The organism is Azonexus fungiphilus (genome assembly GCF_003634965.1).
GTDB classification, from domain to species: Bacteria; Pseudomonadota; Gammaproteobacteria; order Burkholderiales; family Rhodocyclaceae; genus Azonexus; species Azonexus fungiphilus.
In genome coordinates, this window is sequence record NZ_RBXP01000014.1 from 313105 (window position 1) to 330831 (window position 17727).

Here is a 17727-nt window from a genome sequence, read left to right on the forward strand (position 1 = left end):
ACCTTGGTATGTTGCCCTCACTTCTTCAGAAATAGCTTGAAAACAGCCATTCACTTCGTGAGCATTGCATGATCTCATGCTGTAAAGTTATGTATGCAAAAGCAATAAATTTAACTCAACGAATACAAAATGGTCTCAATAATTGCTGAGGACGGGACATGCGGATAGAAAAAATCTCGATCGAGAATTTCAGACTTCTACAGAGCGCTGAAATGTCGCTCGAACGGACGACAACATTGATCGTCGGCCGCAATAACAGTGGCAAGACATCAATCACGGAGTTTTTTGCGCACGTTCTAGGGGATGAGCCGAAGAAGTTGCGGCTTGAAGACTTTTCGGCCGCAAGAAGAGATGCCTTTCTCGTCGCTAAGCAGTTACATCGTGATGGCAAGGACGAGAAGGATGTTCTCGCGGCATTGCCGGTCATCGTGGCTACGGTCTTTGTGTCCTACGACCCTGCCAACGAACTTGGCGCACTCGCTCCATTTATTATCGACCTCGACCCCGAGTGCAAGACCGCCAAAATTTGTATTGAATATCGCCCTGCACAGGGAGCCTTGGCTTTACTGCTTGACTCTCCTGTCCCAGAAGGAGGAGCAGATGACGCAGCGCATCTCTTCAAAAACCTCAAAGAGGTTGTTCCAAAGGCCTACGAGTATCACGTAACGGCAGTTGATCCCAACGATTCGACCAATCAGCGCGCCATTGAACTTAAGCAGCTCGGTAAGCTATTTCACTGCGGACTAGTGAGCGCACAAAGGTCTCTTGATCAACATAAGCGCGGCGAGCCCAATGTCCTGGGTAAGCTCTTGGAGGAATTGTTTACCACTGCGACAAGTGCCACAGCCACCGCCGCAGACCAGACGATTGCCGCCGAATTGAAGGCGGCCGTTTCGAGCATCGAGCAAAGCATTCATGCGGGCTTCAACGAGAAGCTCACGGCGTTGCTGCCGAAGATCAAGAGCTTCGGGTATCCAGGTCTCAATGATCCTGACTTGCGGACGGAGACGGAACTGAATGTCGTCAGTCTCCTAAGTGAGCACACGAAGGTCTTCTACACGGGAGCGCATGGGGTTCACCTTCCTGAGGGATATAACGGTCTTGGTGCCCGTAACCTAATCTACATCCTTCTTCAGCTTCTGAGTTTTCACAAATCTTTTCGTACGACCCCGACCTTGCCGGCAGTGCACCTGATCTTCATTGAGGAGCCCGAAGCTCATTTGCACCCGCAAATGCAGGAGGTCTTTATCAAGCAGCTGAATGCTGCAGTCCAGGTCTTTTCGGCGGAGTATCCAGATCAAGAATGGCCGGTCCAGTTTGTCGTCACGACGCACTCATCGCACATCGCAAACGCTGCACCGTTTGATGCAGTCCGCTATTTCCTTGCCAAGCCTTCAGCAGATGGCGCAACACGGCACACAGTAATTAAGGACTTCCGGAAAGGAGCTGACAAGATCAATGACCAAGATCGTGGCTTCCTGCATAGATACATGACCTTGACAAAATGCGACTTGTTCTTCGCCGACAAGGCTATTCTGATGGAAGGTCCGACCGAGCGCCTCTTGATGCCGCGTATCTTCCAGCTCATTGACGCGAAGCTAGACGAATCCAAGAAGCTCTCGCACCAATACATATCGACAGTAGAGGTCGATGGAGCGAACGCGAAGATTTTCTCGCCATTACTCGATTTTCTCGAATTGAGGACACTGGTCATCACCGATCTTGATGCCGTAAAGATGGGCGACAACAAGCGCTATGAGAAGTGTCCCTACTCGAAGGGAGAGCGGTCAATTAACACGACTCTTCGCGACTGGTTCAAGATCAAAGACGGTGAGGCTCTTGCCCTAGACTTTCTGAAAGCAAAGACGCCGCAAGAGAAGGTACAGGGCTATCGACGAGTCGCTTACCAAATTCACGAAACTGAATCGGAGTTCTGTGCACGCACATTTGAAGATGCGTTCATCCTTGCAAACCCTACGCTCTTTGATTTGAAAGACGGCGAGCATTGGGGCGATCTTTCGTTTGGTATTGCTGCAGGCATGGGCAAGGTCGAGACCGCATTGAAGTACGGCCTTTCCGACGATGAATGGAAGGTGCCTGCATACATCCATGAAGGCCTGCTTTGGCTAGCGGATTCAGCACCGCTGCCCCTGCAATCTGCCGACCCACACGCAAATGGAGGCGTGGCTCATGGAGCTTGAAACGCAAAGTCCCGCAATTGAAGCCGCGCAGAAAGCGCAGGAGCGCGTCAATCATTGTATTGACCATCATCAGTGCTTCCGCCTCGAGGCCGGCGCAGGAGCTGGGAAGACCTATTCCCTCGTCCAAGCTCTTAAGAGACTCATTTCTGAGCGTGGCTCAGATTATTTGCGTCGCGGCAGGAAGGTCGCATGCATCACTTACACAAATGTCGCAAAGGGCGAAATTTCGCAAGAGATTGACGAGCATCCGGCCGTGCTGGTTGAAACTATTCATGCCTTCTGCTGGGGTAGCATTAGCCAGTTTCAATCCGTTCTCAGAACGGAAGTAGGAAAGCTCCAAAGGCACGCGGAGAAAATCGTGGAAGCGGGCGGCGTCGGCAACCGACGTATTGAGTACGACCTCGGGTACTTTGGCATTCACGATGACCGGATCACTCTCTATCACGACGATATTCCAGAACTGATGGCACGCTTCCTGGCGATGCCGAAGTTCCGGCAGATATTCACGGGGTCTTACCCAGTAGTATTCATTGACGAATATCAGGACACCAATGACGATTTCATGGGTGCATTGGCTACGCACTTTCTAGAGCCCAAGACGGGACCATTAATCGGCTTGTTCGGCGATCACTGGCAGACCATATATCGGGACGATTTCGACCTGACTGCGCTGCCCAACGTCGAGGGAATTGATAAGGGTTCGAATTTCCGCTCAGTGCCCGCAGTGGTGGACATGCTCAACCGCATTCGGCCAACGTTGCCTCAGGTCGTTCATGATCTGGCTGCGCAGGGTGAGGCTCGCGCGTTCCATGCGAACAGCTATACGGGGGAGCGGACAGACACCGCACACTCGAAACTGGACACGCCGCCAGATGTCACGCGTGCCTACATCGCCGCGCTTCGTAAACAACTTGAGGATGAGGGCTGGGACTTCTCACCAGGGTTCACGAAAGTGTTGATGCTGACGCATACCGCTCTTGGGGCTGAGCAAGGCTATCCCTCAATAGTTGAAATCTTCAAGTCCCATCCAGACGCCATTTCTAAGCTCGACGATGCGACTCTAGAATTTCTTGGCAGAATCGTAGAGCCTGCGTGTGCGGCGTACAAGGCGAAAAAGTACGGGCAGATGTTTGACGTGCTTGGCCGGGCGGCCACCTTGCAAAAGCCTTCAGAGAAGCAGGCTTGGGCAGATGACATGAAATCCCTCGATGTTCTACGCGAAAGTGGCACTGTGGGAGAGGTACTGGACCTTCTAAAGAAGACGCGCCGGCCTCGTTTGCCTGATAATGTGACCCGTCGTGAGGACGACATGGCAGCGTTTGATCCTGCTGCGGGAGAACCAGAGAAGCTATCAGTTGACCGCCATCGACGTTTGCGTGACGTGAAGTATCAGGAAGTTGCGAACCTCGTGCGCTTTGTCGATGGCTTCACGCCCTTTGCCACTCAGCATAGTGTCAAGGGCGCAGAGTTTGAGAACGTCCTCATCGTCTTCGGCGGCGGTTGGAATCATTACAACTGGCCCCGCATGCTCGAATACATGGATACCGGTGCGAAACCGACGGCTGCCCATCAAAAAGGTTTCAACCGCGCCAGAAATCTCTTCTATGTCAGTGTCTCTCGGCCAAAGCGCCGTCTAGCAGTTCTTTTTACACAGACGATGAGCGAAAAATCGCTGGGGGTACTCAACATGTTGTTCGACAACAAGGTAGCCGCAGTTAACCTACCCTGACCATCGCGCTATGCAGTCTTGTCTTGTCGCGCTGTGGCGAGCGGTTTACGTTTCAGAATCAGCACGACGTCCCCCTCATATTATTTGGCATCCTGCCGCCGGGAAAATGCCTCAGGGCTAAGGTAAAAGAATGACAGACGATCTCATTGATGGCCTGCTTTACCGAACAGAGGGCTCCGACCTGGATTTCAAGGCTGAGCAGTACGCGTTATCCGGCGAGGACAATGAGACGAAGTCGGAATTGCTAAAGGACATCCTCGCCATGGCCAATGCCTGGAGAGAGGGCCCCGCGTACATCCTGCTCGGTTTCAAGGAAGAAAAGCCCAATCCCCCTCAGGTTATTGGCATATCCGAATTCCACGATGACGCCCACTTTCAACAGCTCGTGAATAGCAAGGTAACGCCAAAAATTCAGTTCAAGTACGAGGTTCGGCCATACCGCGGGGTAACGGTTGGGATTATCACGATCCCGAAGCAGCCTCGCCCGTTTTTCGCTCCTAGGACCTGGGGGCGAGTTTTAGCCAACACCGTCTACGTTCGGCGGGGAAGCTCAACAGCCACGGCTCTACCGGACGAGATTGCCAAGATGGGGGCAGAAGCCGAAGAGGAGCGACGGCGACCGCTTGTGGATATAAGTTTCCTTACTGCTGAAGGCGATGACGTATTTGCTGTGAAAAGAAGCGCCAGGATCCTAGATTTTGGAAGTATTCGGGATCTCCCCGATTTTAGTTTCAGAAGCTCGTCTGGGGGAATCTTTAATTCCATCGAGAACCTGAACACCAATTCGAATTATTGGCGAGACCTTGCAAAGTGGTTAAGCGCGCACTTGGCAGCGATACCTGTACATGTTCATGTCTACAACAGATCATCCTTCGCTTTGTCAGATTGCAAGTTGGAGATAACCGTTGATACCGAAGCTGGCGTTGCAGCTGGATTTCGCTCAGGGAGTAGTCTTCCTGACTACCCGCAGAAAGAGCGGTCTCTTTACCCTCTTAGTGGTCGTATTCCGAATTTCGCCATCAGGGATGAGCCTAATCTATCCGTCGAAGGTGAAGAGGGCAAGCAACGCTGTATTGTGCGCTTTCCAAAAATACTTCCCGGGGAGACAGCCATCCTCGATAACTATCTCGCCATTTTCCCTCAAGAGTGTGGAATCCTGGCTTTTAGAAGCCGCTTACTGGCGAGCGAGCTTTCCGAGCCGCTACCTTATCGGCACTCCGTTGAAGTCGAAGTGCTCCGAGACACCAAAACCATTGAGGACTTGGTTAATGCGGACGCTGGAAAAACTCCTAGGCTACCCCTTTGACGATAGCTGCTTTTGACCACCATCGGTGACTGAACGGCTGGTAACCGAAACACTGCAGTCCGATGCAGCCAGGAGGCTCAGAGTCCGCAAAGGCCGATATCCCGCCTAATAGAGTGCCATTCTTGATTGGACTCTAGTCGGTTGGAAAGGTGGGATTTCTCAAACGTGTTCGCAAATCTCAAGTTCCCGGATTTGCTTGATTCTGCGGCTTTCAGCGGCTGAGAACCTGTGGAAACCATTGTGGCACCGATGTTTGCTATCTCGACCTAAGCTGCGGAAGTCTCAACTTGAGCTGCGGACGAGAAGACGCAGCAGGAAAACTGGTTGACGAAGTCATGTCGATATAACTAATATTTTCGACATGAAATCCGACTATCGCCAAACCATCCCCCCGCAGTGGTCCGTCATGTCGCGCATCTTCGTCGCTCTCGGCGATGAGCACCGGCAGCGCATCCTGCTGCTGTTCGAGCCGGGCGAGCGGCTCAATGTCGGGCAGATCGCCGAAGTTTCGACGCTGGCGCGGTCGACCGTCTCGCATCACCTGAAGGTCCTGCACGAGGCCGGGGTCCTGGCTTCCGAGAAGATCGGCAAGGAGGTGTGGTTCTGGATCGACCGCCAGACGCTGGAAACCACGTTCACCAACGTCCTTGATTACGTCCGGGAGTCCACCTGATGCGTGCCCTGTTGCGTCCGCTGTTGCGGCTGGTCGCCCGCCTGCTGTTCCGGGTCGAGGTACGCTTTCGCGCCGCCGAATTCTCGCAGCGCAAGCTGCTCATCGTCGCCAATCACGAGTCCTTCCTCGACGGCTTGCTGCTCGGGCTGTTCCTGCCGCTCGACCCGGTCTTCGTCGTGCATACCGGCATCGCCCGGCAGTGGGGCTTCCGCTTGCTGCTGTCGCAGGTCGATTACCTGGCGGTCGATCCGACCAGCCCGATGGCGATGAAGAAGGTGATCCGGCTGATCGAGTCGGGGCGGCCGGTGGTCATCTTCCCGGAAGGACGGATCACGCTGACCGGTTCGTTGATGAAGGTGTACGACGGCCCGGCCTTCGTCGCGGCGAAGACCGGCGCGACGGTGATCCCGGTGCGGCTGGACGGTGCTTCGCGCTCGTATTTCTCGCGCCTGTCGGGGCGCTACCCGAAGGCGCTGTTTCCGAAGATCCGCCTGACCGTGCTGGCGCCGGCGCATTTTCCGATGCCGGCGGCGTCGACCGCAAAATTGCGCCGACGCAAGGCCGGCGAGCAGATGCGCAAGCTGATGCAGGAAATGATCTTCGCCTCGCGCCCGACGCAGACGCTGTACGGCGCGCTGTGCGACGCGGCGGCCTTGTTCGGGCGCGGCCGTCGCTTGCTCGAGGACGTCAAGCAGATCGAGTATTCGTACAACGACCTGCTCAAGATGGCGCTGATCCTGGCGCGCCAGATCGAGCGCGTGTCGGTGCCGGGCGAGAAAGTCGGCCTGCTGCTGCCCAACCTGGTGCCGACCATCGGCCTGCTCTTCGGCCTCACTGCCAGGAAGCGCGTGCCGGCGATGCTCAACTACACCGCCGGCAGCGACGCCATGCAGGCTGCCTGCACCGCCGCCGAGGTGAAGACGGTGGTGACCTCGCGCGCCTTCGTCGAGCAGGCCAAGCTCGGCGACAAGCTGGCCGGGCTGCAGGGCATCGAATTGCTCTATCTTGAGGATATCCGCGCGCGCATCGGCCTCGCCGACAAGCTGTGGCTGGTGCTGTGGGGGCTGCGCTTTCCGCGCGCCTTCGAGCTGCATGCTTCGCCCGAGGACGCGGCGGTGGTGCTGTTCACCTCCGGCTCCGAAGGCAAGCCGAAGGGCGTCGTCCTGCCGCACCGGGCGATCCTCGCCAACATCGCGCAGATCCGCGCGGTGATCGATTTCTCGGTCGACGACAAGGTGCTCAACGCGCTGCCCATCTTCCACAGCTTCGGCCTCACCGCCGGCGCGCTGCTGCCGGTGCTGACCGGCGCCAACCTCTTCCTCTACCCGTCGCCGCTGCATTACCGGGTGATTCCGGAAGTCGCCTACGACCGCAGCTGCACGGTGCTCTTCGGCACCTCGACCTTCCTCGGCAACTACGCCAGGTTCGCCCATCCCTACGATTTCTACCGCCTGCGTTACGTCGTCGCCGGCGCCGAAAAACTGTCGGAAGCGGTGCGCAGCCAGTGGTTCGAGAAGTTCGGCGTGCGCATCTTCGAAGGCTACGGCGCCACCGAAACCGCGCCGGTGCTCGCGGTCAACACGCCGATGGCGTACAAAACCGGCACCGTCGGCAACCTGCTGCCGGGCATCGAGCACAAGCTGGTGCCGGTGCCGGGCATCGCCAACGGCGGCATCCTGCACGTGCGTGGCCCCAACGTCATGGCCGGCTACCTCAAGGCCGACCGGTCCGGTGTGCTGCAGGCGCCGGTTTCCGAAGCGGGCGAGGGCTGGTACGAAACCGGCGACGTGGTCGACATCGACGACGAGGGCTTCGTGAAGATCGTCGGCCGGGTCAAGCGCTTCGCCAAGATCGCCGGCGAGATGGTCAGCCTCGAAGTCGTCGAGAAACTCGCCGTCGCCACCTCGCCGGACAAACCGCATGCCGTCTCCAGCCAGCCCGATGCCGCCAAAGGCGAAGCACTGGTGCTGTTCACCACCGACCCGCGGCTGACCCGCGAGGCGCTGGCTGGCAAGGCGCGCGAACTCGGCGTCCCGGAACTGGCGGTGCCGCGGAAGATTCAGGTGGTCGACGCATTGCCGCTGCTCGGCACCGGCAAGATCGATTACGTGACGCTGAAACAGATGGCGGAGGCGGCATGAGCTGGGAATCCGATGCGTATTGAACCCATCGTCATCAGTCAGCTGCTGTTTTTCCTTATGCCGGCTTGGTTAGGCTATCGGATACTGCTTCGCCAAACTCAAACGGGATTGTCTCCATGGGTAGCCACCTTGATGATGCTGGTGTGGCTTGTTCTTGCCCCATATGGCTTGCTTGTCCTCCTGGTTCCCTTTGTCAATTGGCTGTTCATCACTTATCCCGCTCTCCAGGTAGGCGCTTGGGATGTCGGACTGGCGTTGGCGTTATCGGTGGGAATGTTATTGTCATACTTGATTGCAATCGTGATTGGTGTGGTGGCGGTGGTCAAATTTTTCTGGGCAGTCCCAGGGAAGGAGAGTTCAAGTGCTTACTGACCATAGTCCGGATCGAATGCGCCGCCGTTTGCTCGGGCTGTTCATCGGCGGTACCGCCCTGGCCGCTGCCGGCGCCAGCCTGGCCAGGCCGGTGGTGGTCAATCCCTGTCGCGCGGCGATCCCCGTCCGGCTGCTCGACAGTCCCTGGCTGAAGCAGGCCTGGGCCGGCATCGACCCGGCCGGGCTGTGGGACTGCCACGTCCATCTCGCCGGGCTGGGCGATGGCGGCAGCGGCATCGAGATCGGGCCGCAACTGTCGTCGCCGCTGCAGCCGGTGCATTACGCGCAGCGCCTGTTTTACATGAACGCCGGCTGCGCCCACGACGCGCCGGGGGCGGTCGATGCCGCCTACGTCGCGCGCCTGCTCAACCTGTGCGACGCGATGCCGGCCGGCTTCAAGGTCATGCTCTTCGCCTTCGAGCGTTTCCACGACACGGCCGGTCACGCGCATCCGGAGCATTCGGCCTTCTATGTGCCGAATGCCTGGGCGGCCAGGCTGGCGCGCGAGTTTCCGGCGCGTTTCGAGTGGGTGGCGTCGCTGCATCCCTACCATACGTCCACGGTCGACGACCTGAAACAGGCAATTTCCGCCGGCGCGCGCGCGGTGAAATGGCTGCCGGCGGCGCAGGGCATGGACCCGGCGTCGCCCAGGTGCGATGCCTTCTACCGCGTGCTGGCCGAGTCCGGGACGCCGCTGATCGTCCATTGCGGCGAGGAAAAGGCGGTCAAGGGCAGCGATACCCAGGCCTACGGAAATCCGCTGCGCCTGCGCCGGGCGCTCGATCTCGGCGTCCGGGTCGTGGTCGCGCACTGCGCGACGATGGGCACGGACATCGACGACGATGGCCGCGTGCGCTCCAGCTTCGACCTCTTCCTCAAGGCGATGGCCGAGCCGCGTGCGGTCGACCGGCTCTACGGCGACATTTCCGCGATCGCGCTGCGCAACCGCCAGCCAGCCGTGATCCGCAGCCTGCTCGAACGCGAGGACCTGCATCCGCGCCTGCTGCACGGTTCGGACTACCCGTTGCCCGGCGTGCTGCCGCTGATTTCGCCGGCGACGCTGGCGCGCGCCGGCCTGCTGCCGAAGGCGGCGGTCGCCGATCTCGACGCACTGCGCGAACACAACCCGCTACTCTTCGATTTCGTCCTCAAGCGCCTGCTCTCGTGGCAGGGTCATTCCTTCTCGCCGGCGGTCTTCGACACCCGCCGCATTTTCACGGTCGACCGGTCATGAGCGGACAATTCGCCCTCCTCAAGCAACGACGTTTCGCGCCCTTCTTCGTCACCCAGTTCCTCGGCGCCTTCAACGACAACCTGTTCAAGAATGCGCTGGTCGTGCTGCTGACCTTCCACGCCGTGCAATGGACGACGCTGGCGCCGGAATTGCTGGCCAACCTGGCGGCCGGCATCTTCATCTTGCCTTTCTTCCTGTTCTCGGCGACCGCCGGGCAGCTGGCCGACAAGTACGACAAGGCCGTCCTGGCGCGTCTGGTCAAGGTGCTCGAGATGGGCATCATGGGCGTCGCCGCGCTCGGCTTCCTGATGCACAGCCTGAGCGTGCTGATGGTCGCGCTGTTCCTGCTCGGTTGCCATTCGACGCTGTTCGGCCCGGTCAAGTACGCGATCCTGCCGCAGCACCTGCATGCCGACGAACTGGTCGGCGGCAACGCGCTGATCGAGGCCGGCACCTTCGTCGCCATCCTCATCGGCACGCTGGCCGGCGGTCTGCTCGCCGGCTCGGTCGAGCATCCGGTGTGGATCGCCGGTGGCGGTTTCCTCGTCGCCCTGGCCGGCTACCTGAGCAGCCGCGGCATCCCGGCGGCGCCGGCGCCGGCACCGGCACTGACGGTCAACCTCAATCCGCTGACCGAAACCTGGCGCAACCTGCGGTTCGCCCGCGAGAACCGCACGGTCTTCCTGTCCATCCTCGGCATTTCCTGGTTCTGGCTCTACGGTGCGATGTTCCTGGCGCAGTTCCCGGCCTACACCAAGAACGTGCTCGGCGGCGGCGAGACGATGGTGACCGCGCTGCTGGCCGCGTTCACGGTCGGCATCGGGGCCGGATCCCTGCTCTGCGAGCGGATGTCGGGCAAGCACGTCGAGATCGGGCTGGTCCCCTTCGGCTCGATCGGCCTGACCCTGTTCGGCCTCGACCTGTGGCTGGCCTCGCCGGTCGGGCTGGTCGGCACGACGGCGCACCAGCTGTCGGCGCTGCTCAGCCTGCCGGCGGTGTGGCGGGTGCTCTTCGACATCGTCATGATCGGCGTCTTCGGCGGCTTCTTCATCGTCCCGCTCTACGCGCTGATCCAGTCGCGCAGCGAAACCAGCCACCGGGCGCGGATCATCGCCGCCAACAACATCCTCAACGCGCTGTTCATGGTCGTCGGCGCCCTCGGTGCGGCGTCGGCGCTCGGCGCCGGGCTGTCGATCCCGGCATTGTTCGCGATCGCGGCGCTGCTCAACGCGGCGGTGGCGGTGTACATCTACGGGCTGGTGCCGGAATTCCTGCTGCGCTTCGTCGCCTGGCTGCTGGTCAAGGCGGTGTACCGCCTGCGCAGCGAAGGGGTCGAGCGCATCCCGCTCAACGGCTCGGCGCTGCTCGTCGCCAATCACGTCAGCTTCGCCGACGCGGTGATCCTGATGGGGGCGTCGCCGCGGCCGATCCGTTTCGTCATGGATCACCGCATTTTCCGCACGCCGCTGCTCGGTTTCGTTTTCCGCCATTGCGGCGCGATTCCCATCGCCCCGGCCAGGGACGATCCGGCGCTGCTCGAGAAAGCCTTCGCCGAAGTCTCGGCGGCGCTGGCCAACGGCGAACTGGTCGGCATCTTCCCGGAAGGCAACATCACCCGCGACGGTGAGCTGCAGCCTTTCCGTTCCGGCGTCGCCCGCATCCTCGCCGCCAACCCGGTGCCGGTGGTGCCGATGGCGCTGTCCGGGTTGTGGGGCAGCTTCTTCTCGCGCATCGACGGCGTCGCGATGAAAACGCCGTTCCGGCGCGGGCTCTTCTCGCGTATCGGGCTGCGCGTCGGGACGCCGCTGGCGCCCGACGAGGCGACCCCGGCGACGCTGCACGAGCGGGTCCTGGCCTTGCGCGGCGCGGTCAAATAGGCGGCGCGGCGGTAAAATCCCGGACTTTGCCCGAAAGCTGACGATGGCCTCCGTTTCCCCGATCCCCGCCGACCCGCTGGCCGCCCTGGCCGATACCGAGTGCCAGCGACTGGCCGCGCGCCTGGCCCAGGATGCCTTTGCCGCCGTCTTCCGCATGGCCGTCGCGCCGGACAGCGACGTCGAAGCCGGCGCCCTCGGCGAGCTGGCCGGGCGCTGCAGCAACTGGAGCCAGGCCGGCGCCGACGACGATGCCCGGGCGCTGCGTCTGGCCCTGCTGGTGAACGGTCTCGACGCCTGGGGCCTGGCCTACACGCAGGCCTTCCAGCTGACCGCGATTCCGGCACTGACGGCGCTGCTCGGCGGCTTGCGCACGCGCCTCGACGCCGCCGCCGATGCCCGCTTCCAGCAGCAGTTCGCGCGCATTGCCGAGGTCGAATTCGCCGCCGTCGATTTCAAGGTCGAACTGCGCCGCAGCATCCATCTCGCGCTGTGGCATGCGATGTCCGCATGCGAAACGGCGGAGCAGGCGGAAGGCCTGGTCCGGCCGCTGGGCAGCCTGCTGCTCGGGCTCAACGAACAGATGCCGGAACTCGGCTGGCGGCTGATCGCCGATGCGCTGGCCAGCATCCAGATATCGCTGCTTGCCGATCCGGCGGCCTCGGCGATTGCCCAGGAGGGCACCCGGCAATTGTTCGCCGCCTTGCGCCATGCCTTGCCGGGCGAGCGCCACCAGGCGATCCTGGCGCATTCCGGCCGGGCCGTCGTCGCCTGGCAGCAGGCGCGGCGGGCGCGCGACGCAGAAGGTAGAATCGACGCATGAGCCTCGCCGCAATCAAGGAAAGACTGGATCTCTACGAGAAGCTGATGCGGCTGGACAAGCCGATCGGCACGCTGCTGCTGCTCTGGCCGACGCTGTGGGCGCTGTGGCTGTCGTCGAACGGACAGCCGGACTGGGTCGTCGTCTGGGTCTTCGCCCTCGGCACTCTGCTCATGCGCTCGGCCGGCTGCGTCATCAACGACTACGCCGATCGCGATTTCGACAAGCACGTCGAGCGCACCAGGGAACGTCCGCTGACCGCCGGCCGGGTGAGCACCCGGGAAGCGCTGGCGCTGTTCGCCTTCCTCTGCCTGCTGGCCTTCGTGCTGGTGCTGGTGCTCGGCAAGCCGCTGGTCATCTGGCTGTCGATTCCGGCGGTCTTCCTCGCCGCCAGCTATCCGTTCACCAAGCGCTTCTTCGCCATCCCCCAGGCCTATCTCGGCATCGCCTTCGGCTTCGGCATCCCGATGGCCTACGCCGCGCACCTCGGCAGCGTCCCGGCCGAGGCCTGGCTGCTGCTGCTGGCCAATGTCTTCTGGGCGGTCGCCTACGATACCGAGTACGCGATGGTCGACCGCAACGACGACCTCAGGATCGGCATCAAGACCTCGGCGATCACCTTCGGCCGTTTCGACGTCGCCGCGGTGATGCTCTGCTACGCGGCGACGCTGGTGCTGGTCGCCCGGGTCGGTGCCGCCTACGGCATGGGCTGGCCTTTCCTCGCCGGCCTGGCCGCGGCGGCGCTGATGATGGGCGTCCATTACACCTGGATCCGCGGCCGCGAACGCATGGCCTGCTTCAAGGCCTTCCTGCACAACAACTGGGTCGGCGGCAGCATCTTCGCCGGCATCGCCCTGGACTTCCTGCTCCGATGAAATACCACGACCTGCGCGACTTCCTGTCGCAACTGGAAAAGACCGGCGAACTCAAGCGTGTCAGGGTCGACGTCGATACGCACCTGGAAATGACCGAGATCGGCGACCGCGTGCTGCGCGCCGGCGGCCCGGCGCTGCTCTTCGAAAAGGCCCACACGCAGGGCCGGCGGCACGAGATGCCAGTGCTCACCAACCTGTTCGGCACGCCGCAGCGCGTCGCGCTGGGCATGGGCGAGGAGTCGGTGCAGGCGCTGCGCGAAGTCGGCAAGCTGCTCGCCTACCTCAAGGAGCCGGAACCGCCCAAGGGCCTGAAGGACGCCTGGGACAAGCTGCCGGTGCTGAAACAGGTGCTCAACATGGCGCCGAAGAAGGTCAGCAACGCGCCCTGCCAGGAAGTCGTCTGGGAAGGCAAGGACGTCGACCTGTCGCGGCTGCCGATCCAGCATTGCTGGCCGGGCGACGTCGCGCCGCTGATCACCTGGGGCCTGGTCGTCACCAAGGGGCCGCACAAGAACCGCCAGAACCTCGGCATCTACCGCCAGCAGGTGCTCGGGCCGAACAAGCTGATCATGCGCTGGCTGGCGCATCGCGGCGGCGCGCTTGATTTCCGCGAATTCCAGCTGGCCAATCCGGGCCAGCCCTTCCCGGTGGCGGTGGTGCTCGGCTGCGATCCGGCGACCATCCTCGGCGCGGTGACGCCGGTGCCGGACAGCCTCTCCGAATACCAGTTCGCCGGCTTGCTGCGCGGTGGCAAGACCGAGCTGACGCAGTGCATCGGCTCCGGTTTGCAAGTGCCCGCTTCCGCCGAGATCGTGCTCGAAGGCCATATCCATCCCGGCGAGATGGCGCTCGAAGGGCCGTACGGCGATCACACCGGCTACTACAACGAGCAGGCGGAATTCCCGGTGTTCACGGTCGACCGCATCACGATGCGCAAAAACCCGATCTACCACAGCACCTACACCGGCAAGCCGCCCGACGAGCCGGCCGTGCTCGGCGTCGCGCTCAACGAAGTCTTCGTGCCGCTGCTGCAGAAGCAGTTCACCGAGATCGTCGATTTCTACCTGCCGCCGGAAGGCTGTTCCTACCGGATGGCCATCGTCAGCATCAAGAAGGCCTATCCCGGCCACGCCAAGCGGGTGATGTTCGGCATCTGGTCCTTCCTGCGCCAGTTCATGTACACCAAGACCATCGTCGTCGTGGACGACGACATCGACATCCGCGACTGGAAGGAAGTGATCTGGGCGATGACCACGCGCTTCGACGCGGTGCGCGACACGACCCTGGTCGACAACACGCCGATCGACTATCTCGACTTCGCTTCGCCGGTGGCCGGCCTCGGCTCGAAGATGGGGATCGACGCAACCAACAAGTGGCCGGGCGAGACCAGCCGCGAATGGGGGCGGCCGATCGTCATGGACGCCGGGGTCAAGGCCCGGGTCGATGCGATGTGGGAAGGGCTCGGCCTGTGAGCCTGCGCATTGTCACGGTCGACCTCGAAAATCCGGCAATTTCCGCCGCCTGGCTGGACTTGCTCGAGCACTACGCGCGCGATCCGATGGGCGGTGGCGAAGGCCTCGCCGCCGAGGTCCGCGAGCAGCTCCCCGGACGTCTCGCCGGGCGCCCGGGATTTCACGGTGCACTGGCCTGGGAGGGCGAAAACGCGGTCGGCCTGATCAACTGCTTCGAGGGCTTCTCGACCTTCGCCGCGCGGCCGCTGCTCAACATCCACGACATCGTCGTCCGCCGCGAGCGGCGCCGCGCCGGCATCGGCCAGGCACTGCTGGCGTGGGCAGCTCAGCGGGCGCGCCAGCTTGGCTGCTGCAAACTGACGCTGGAAGTCCTGTCGCAGAACGAGCGAGCGCTCGCTGCTTACGAAATGGCCGGTTTCAAGCCCTATGTGCTCGACCCGGCGGCCGGCCATGCCTTGCTGATGCAGAAGATCCTGAAGGAGGAAACGGCATGAATGAACCCGTCAACCAGGGCCCGCAGGGCGTCCGCCCGTCGCTGGTCAACGTCACCCACCTGATCTACGGCCTGCACGCGATCGCCGTCGTCGTCGGCATCACCTCGTCGGCGACCATTGCCGGCGGCTTCGTCTTCGGCCTGCCGTCGCTGCTGGCCGTCTTCCTCAACTACTGGATGCGCAGCGAAGTCCGCGGCACCTGGCTGGAGAGCCATTTCCGCTGGCAGATCCGGACCTTCTGGTTCACCGTGCTGTGGCTGGGCGTCTACGGCCTCTTCCTGATCACCGTGATCGGCATCCCGATCGCCATCGGCGTCATCCTGGTGCTCGGTTTCTGGGTCGCCTACCGCGTCGTCCGCGGCTGGCTGGCGCTCAACAGCGCTACACCGATCGGCCGCTGAGCCGCCAGCTTTTCAGCAGCGCCAGCGATTGCCGGTAACTGTGCCGGATCTGTGCGGTGTCGTAGCGGTGTTCGCTGCCCACCGGGCAGGCCAGGCGGGCCAGGCAGCCTTCGCCGCAGGGCGAGCCGGGGTGCAGGCGTTCGTCGCTGCAGGCGGTGAGATCGAAGCGATCGCCGACGGCGCCGGCCGGACAGGCGGCGACGCAGGGACGCTCGCGGCAATCGGTGCAGGGACTGGAATTGGCCGGATTTTCACGGTCGACCGTCGCATCCGGGGAAAAACCGGTGTCGGCGAGGATCACGCAGCGGTAGGCGTACCAGCTGCCCCATGCGCGGTCGATGCCGATCATCAGCGGCGACGGCTGGTGCCAGCCGGCGTGCGCGCCGAGTGCCTGCAGGCCGATCGGCGCCGGGCCGGGATAGACGATGCGGTAGTGACGGCCGGGGAAAAAGCGGGCAAAGCAGTGGTCGACCGTGGACGTCGTGTAATCGTCGATCGGGTGCTCGCCGGCCGGCCGTGCCGCCTGCACGCATTGCCACAGGCGGCGGCCGGCGTGGCCGAGCAGGATCAGCTGGCGTTCGCGCGGCTGGCGGGCGAGCGGTGCGAGCAGCGCCGCCGGCAGGTCGGCGCAGGCGAACACGTGCTGGCGGTTGAGTCCGGCCTCGGCGAGGAAATCAGTCGGGAAGACGTCGGCCTGCGTCGGCGAGTTCATTGCCGCTCGGCCAGCCAGTTGAGCAGTGCGTCGATTGCCGCGGCGCCTTCCTGGGCGCGCGGGTCGTTGATGAAGAAGCTGAGCGCGTAGCGCCGGCCGCGGGCGTCGAGCGCGTAGCCGGCGGCGCTGCGCACGCCGTTGAGCGTGCCCGTCTTGATGTGGGCGCGGCCAGCGGCGGGGGCGCCGTTGAGGCGCTTCTTCATCGTCCCGTCGAGGCCGGCCAGCGGCAGGCTGGCGATGAATTCGGGCATCACCGGGCTGCGCCAGGCGGCGAGCAGCAGGCGGTTCATGTTGCCGGCGCTGATCCGTTCGCTGCGCGACAGGCCGGAGCCGTTGTCCACCACCAGTTCGGGGAAGTCGAGGCCGCGCCCGGCCAGCCATTCGCCGAGCCTGCGGGTGGCGCGCTCGGTGCTCGCCGGCGTGCCGTCGGCGGCGAGCGTCAGGAAGACCTGGCGGGCCATCACGTTGTTGCTGTACTTGTTGATGTCGCGCACCGCGTCGGCCAGCGGCGGCGATTCATGGCGGGCCAGTTCGCGTGCGGCCGGCGGCGTGCTGCCGGCACGGACGCGGCCGCCGAGGCGGCCGCCGAGCTCCTGCCACAGGCTGAGGATCAGCCCGGCGGCATGGGCGTCGGCCGGCAGCGGTGCCAGGTTGAGTGCGCGCTCGCCGCACTGGCTCGCGTAGCCGCCCTGGATTTCCAGGCGCTGGCGCTCGCCGTCGGCGCTCACGACGAGGTTGATGCGGTCCTTCCAGTCGGCCGGGCAGGGACCGGCCAGGGCGCGCAGCCGGTTGTCGACGACCAGGCCGGCGCTCGGCGACTCGAGCAGCACGCGCGGCGGCTGGCCGTCCTGCGGCTGCAGCGTGAAGCGCAGCGACTGGAAGTCGATCAGCAGGCCGTTCGGGCCGACGTTGTAGGGGCGCTGCGGCTTGTTGTCGAAGGCCGCCGGGTCGAAGGCGACCGGCGCGAAGACGCTGCGGTCGAGGACGATGTCGCCGGCGATCCGGTCCACGCCGCGGACGCGCAGCTGGCGCAGGAGCAGCCACAGGTGCTCGATGGCGAAGCGCGGGTCGCCGCTGCCGCGCAAGTAGAGATTTCCTTCGAGGACGCCGTTGACCGTGACATTGTCGGCCAGCGCCGCGGTCTGCCAGGTGTGCGCCGGGCCGAGCAGCTCGAGCGCGGCGTAGGTGGTCAGCAGCTTCATCACCGAGGCCGGGTTCATCGCCGTCGCTGCGTTGTGGGCAAGCAGCGGCGCCGGCGCGTCGACCGGCTGGACGACGACGGCGACGCTGGCGACGGGAATCTGCGCCGCCTGCAGCGCGCGCAGCACCGGGGGCGGCAACTGCGCCGCAACCGGGGCGGCGAGGATCAGCAGGGAACAGAAAACGAGCAGCGGACGCAGCGACATGCGAAAAAAATGGAGGC

15 protein-coding genes are annotated in these 17727 nt (G+C 62.8%); 13 read left to right on the forward strand and 2 right to left on the reverse strand.

Annotated elements, in window-relative coordinates; all coding sequences use genetic code 11:
* The first annotated feature begins 158 nt into the window (after positions 1 to 158).
* The 13 genes from DFR40_RS09045 (at position 159) to DFR40_RS09105 (ending at position 15592) form a co-directional block, all read left to right on the forward strand.
* Positions 159 to 2201, forward strand: coding sequence for an ATP-dependent nuclease (locus DFR40_RS09045; protein ID WP_121458144.1), 2043 nt, complete (start codon positions 159 to 161; stop codon positions 2199 to 2201).
* Positions 2191 to 3930: a UvrD-helicase domain-containing protein gene (locus DFR40_RS09050; protein ID WP_121458259.1), complete on the forward strand. Its 1740-nt coding sequence runs from the start codon at positions 2191 to 2193 to the stop codon at positions 3928 to 3930. The genes DFR40_RS09045 and DFR40_RS09050 overlap by 11 nt, the downstream gene beginning before the upstream one ends.
* Positions 3931 to 4060: 130 nt before the next feature.
* Positions 4061 to 5236 (forward strand): AlbA family DNA-binding domain-containing protein, encoded by a 1176-nt coding sequence (locus DFR40_RS09055; protein ID WP_121458145.1) that lies wholly within the window; start codon positions 4061 to 4063, stop codon positions 5234 to 5236.
* A gap of 406 nt (positions 5237 to 5642) precedes the next feature.
* Positions 5643 to 5909: an ArsR/SmtB family transcription factor gene (locus DFR40_RS09060; RefSeq protein ID WP_245985648.1), complete on the forward strand. Its 267-nt coding sequence runs from the start codon at positions 5643 to 5645 to the stop codon at positions 5907 to 5909.
* Complete coding sequence (gene aas / locus DFR40_RS09065; protein ID WP_211329766.1) at positions 5909 to 8050, forward strand: bifunctional acyl-ACP--phospholipid O-acyltransferase/long-chain-fatty-acid--ACP ligase; 2142 nt, start codon at positions 5909 to 5911, stop codon at positions 8048 to 8050. Before DFR40_RS09060 ends, aas begins: the two co-directional genes overlap by 1 nt.
* Positions 8051 to 8062: 12 nt before the next feature.
* The gene (locus DFR40_RS09070) at positions 8063 to 8422 is read left to right on the forward strand and encodes a hypothetical protein (RefSeq protein ID WP_121458148.1); all 360 of its coding nucleotides are present in this window, start codon (positions 8063 to 8065) and stop codon (positions 8420 to 8422) included.
* 16 nt (positions 8423 to 8438) lie between these two features.
* Positions 8439 to 9656, forward strand: a complete 1218-nt coding sequence (locus DFR40_RS09075) for an amidohydrolase family protein (protein WP_121458149.1) — start codon at positions 8439 to 8441, stop codon at positions 9654 to 9656.
* Positions 9653 to 11533, forward strand: a complete 1881-nt coding sequence (locus tag DFR40_RS09080) for an MFS transporter (RefSeq protein WP_121458150.1) — start codon at positions 9653 to 9655, stop codon at positions 11531 to 11533. Before DFR40_RS09075 ends, DFR40_RS09080 begins: the two co-directional genes overlap by 4 nt.
* Before the next feature lie 43 nt (positions 11534 to 11576).
* Entirely contained in the window at positions 11577 to 12353 is a 777-nt protein-coding gene (locus tag DFR40_RS09085; protein ID WP_121458151.1) for a hypothetical protein, read from the forward strand.
* Entirely contained in the window at positions 12350 to 13225 is an 876-nt protein-coding gene (gene ubiA / locus DFR40_RS09090; RefSeq protein ID WP_121458152.1) for a 4-hydroxybenzoate octaprenyltransferase, read from the forward strand. Before DFR40_RS09085 ends, ubiA begins: the two co-directional genes overlap by 4 nt.
* Positions 13222 to 14697, forward strand: coding sequence for a 4-hydroxy-3-polyprenylbenzoate decarboxylase (gene ubiD, locus DFR40_RS09095; RefSeq protein ID WP_121458153.1), 1476 nt, complete (start codon positions 13222 to 13224; stop codon positions 14695 to 14697). The genes ubiA and ubiD overlap by 4 nt, the downstream gene beginning before the upstream one ends.
* Positions 14694 to 15191: a GNAT family N-acetyltransferase gene (locus DFR40_RS09100; RefSeq protein ID WP_245985649.1), complete on the forward strand. Its 498-nt coding sequence runs from the start codon at positions 14694 to 14696 to the stop codon at positions 15189 to 15191. The genes ubiD and DFR40_RS09100 overlap by 4 nt, the downstream gene beginning before the upstream one ends.
* Positions 15188 to 15592 (forward strand): DUF4870 family protein, encoded by a 405-nt coding sequence (locus tag DFR40_RS09105; RefSeq protein ID WP_121458155.1) that lies wholly within the window; start codon positions 15188 to 15190, stop codon positions 15590 to 15592. Before DFR40_RS09100 ends, DFR40_RS09105 begins: the two co-directional genes overlap by 4 nt.
* On the opposite strand, the gene DFR40_RS09110 is transcribed toward DFR40_RS09105, so the two are convergent.
* Positions 15573 to 16304 (reverse strand): hypothetical protein, encoded by a 732-nt coding sequence (locus DFR40_RS09110; protein WP_121458156.1) that lies wholly within the window; start codon positions 16302 to 16304, stop codon positions 15573 to 15575. The two genes, DFR40_RS09105 and DFR40_RS09110, sit on opposite strands and share 20 nt — an antisense overlap.
* Positions 16301 to 17710, reverse strand: a complete 1410-nt coding sequence (dacB, locus tag DFR40_RS09115) for a D-alanyl-D-alanine carboxypeptidase/D-alanyl-D-alanine endopeptidase (RefSeq protein ID WP_121458157.1) — start codon at positions 17708 to 17710, stop codon at positions 16301 to 16303. Before dacB ends, DFR40_RS09110 begins: the two co-directional genes overlap by 4 nt.
* Positions 17711 to 17727 lie beyond the last annotated feature (17 nt).

Bases quoted from the DNA above. Each gene is read 5' to 3' on its own strand.
- DFR40_RS09045 (WP_121458144.1), top strand. From the start codon at position 159: ATGCGGATAGAAAAAATCTCGATCGAGAATTTCAGACTTCTACAGAGC.
- DFR40_RS09050 (WP_121458259.1), top strand. From the start codon at position 2,191: ATGGAGCTTGAAACGCAAAGTCCCGCAATTGAAGCCGCGCAGAAAGCG.
- DFR40_RS09055 (WP_121458145.1), top strand. From the start codon at position 4,061: ATGACAGACGATCTCATTGATGGCCTGCTTTACCGAACAGAGGGCTCC.
- DFR40_RS09060 (WP_245985648.1), top strand. From the start codon at position 5,643: ATGTCGCGCATCTTCGTCGCTCTCGGCGATGAGCACCGGCAGCGCATC.
- aas (WP_211329766.1), top strand. From the start codon at position 5,909: ATGCGTGCCCTGTTGCGTCCGCTGTTGCGGCTGGTCGCCCGCCTGCTG.
- DFR40_RS09070 (WP_121458148.1), top strand. From the start codon at position 8,063: ATGCGTATTGAACCCATCGTCATCAGTCAGCTGCTGTTTTTCCTTATG.
- DFR40_RS09075 (WP_121458149.1), top strand. From the start codon at position 8,439: ATGCGCCGCCGTTTGCTCGGGCTGTTCATCGGCGGTACCGCCCTGGCC.
- DFR40_RS09080 (WP_121458150.1), top strand. From the start codon at position 9,653: ATGAGCGGACAATTCGCCCTCCTCAAGCAACGACGTTTCGCGCCCTTC.
- DFR40_RS09085 (WP_121458151.1), top strand. From the start codon at position 11,577: ATGGCCTCCGTTTCCCCGATCCCCGCCGACCCGCTGGCCGCCCTGGCC.
- ubiA (WP_121458152.1), top strand. From the start codon at position 12,350: ATGAGCCTCGCCGCAATCAAGGAAAGACTGGATCTCTACGAGAAGCTG.
- ubiD (WP_121458153.1), top strand. From the start codon at position 13,222: ATGAAATACCACGACCTGCGCGACTTCCTGTCGCAACTGGAAAAGACC.
- DFR40_RS09105 (WP_121458155.1), top strand. From the start codon at position 15,188: ATGAATGAACCCGTCAACCAGGGCCCGCAGGGCGTCCGCCCGTCGCTG.
- DFR40_RS09110 (WP_121458156.1), bottom strand. From the start codon at position 16,304: ATGAACTCGCCGACGCAGGCCGACGTCTTCCCGACTGATTTCCTCGCC.
- dacB (WP_121458157.1), bottom strand. From the start codon at position 17,710: ATGTCGCTGCGTCCGCTGCTCGTTTTCTGTTCCCTGCTGATCCTCGCC.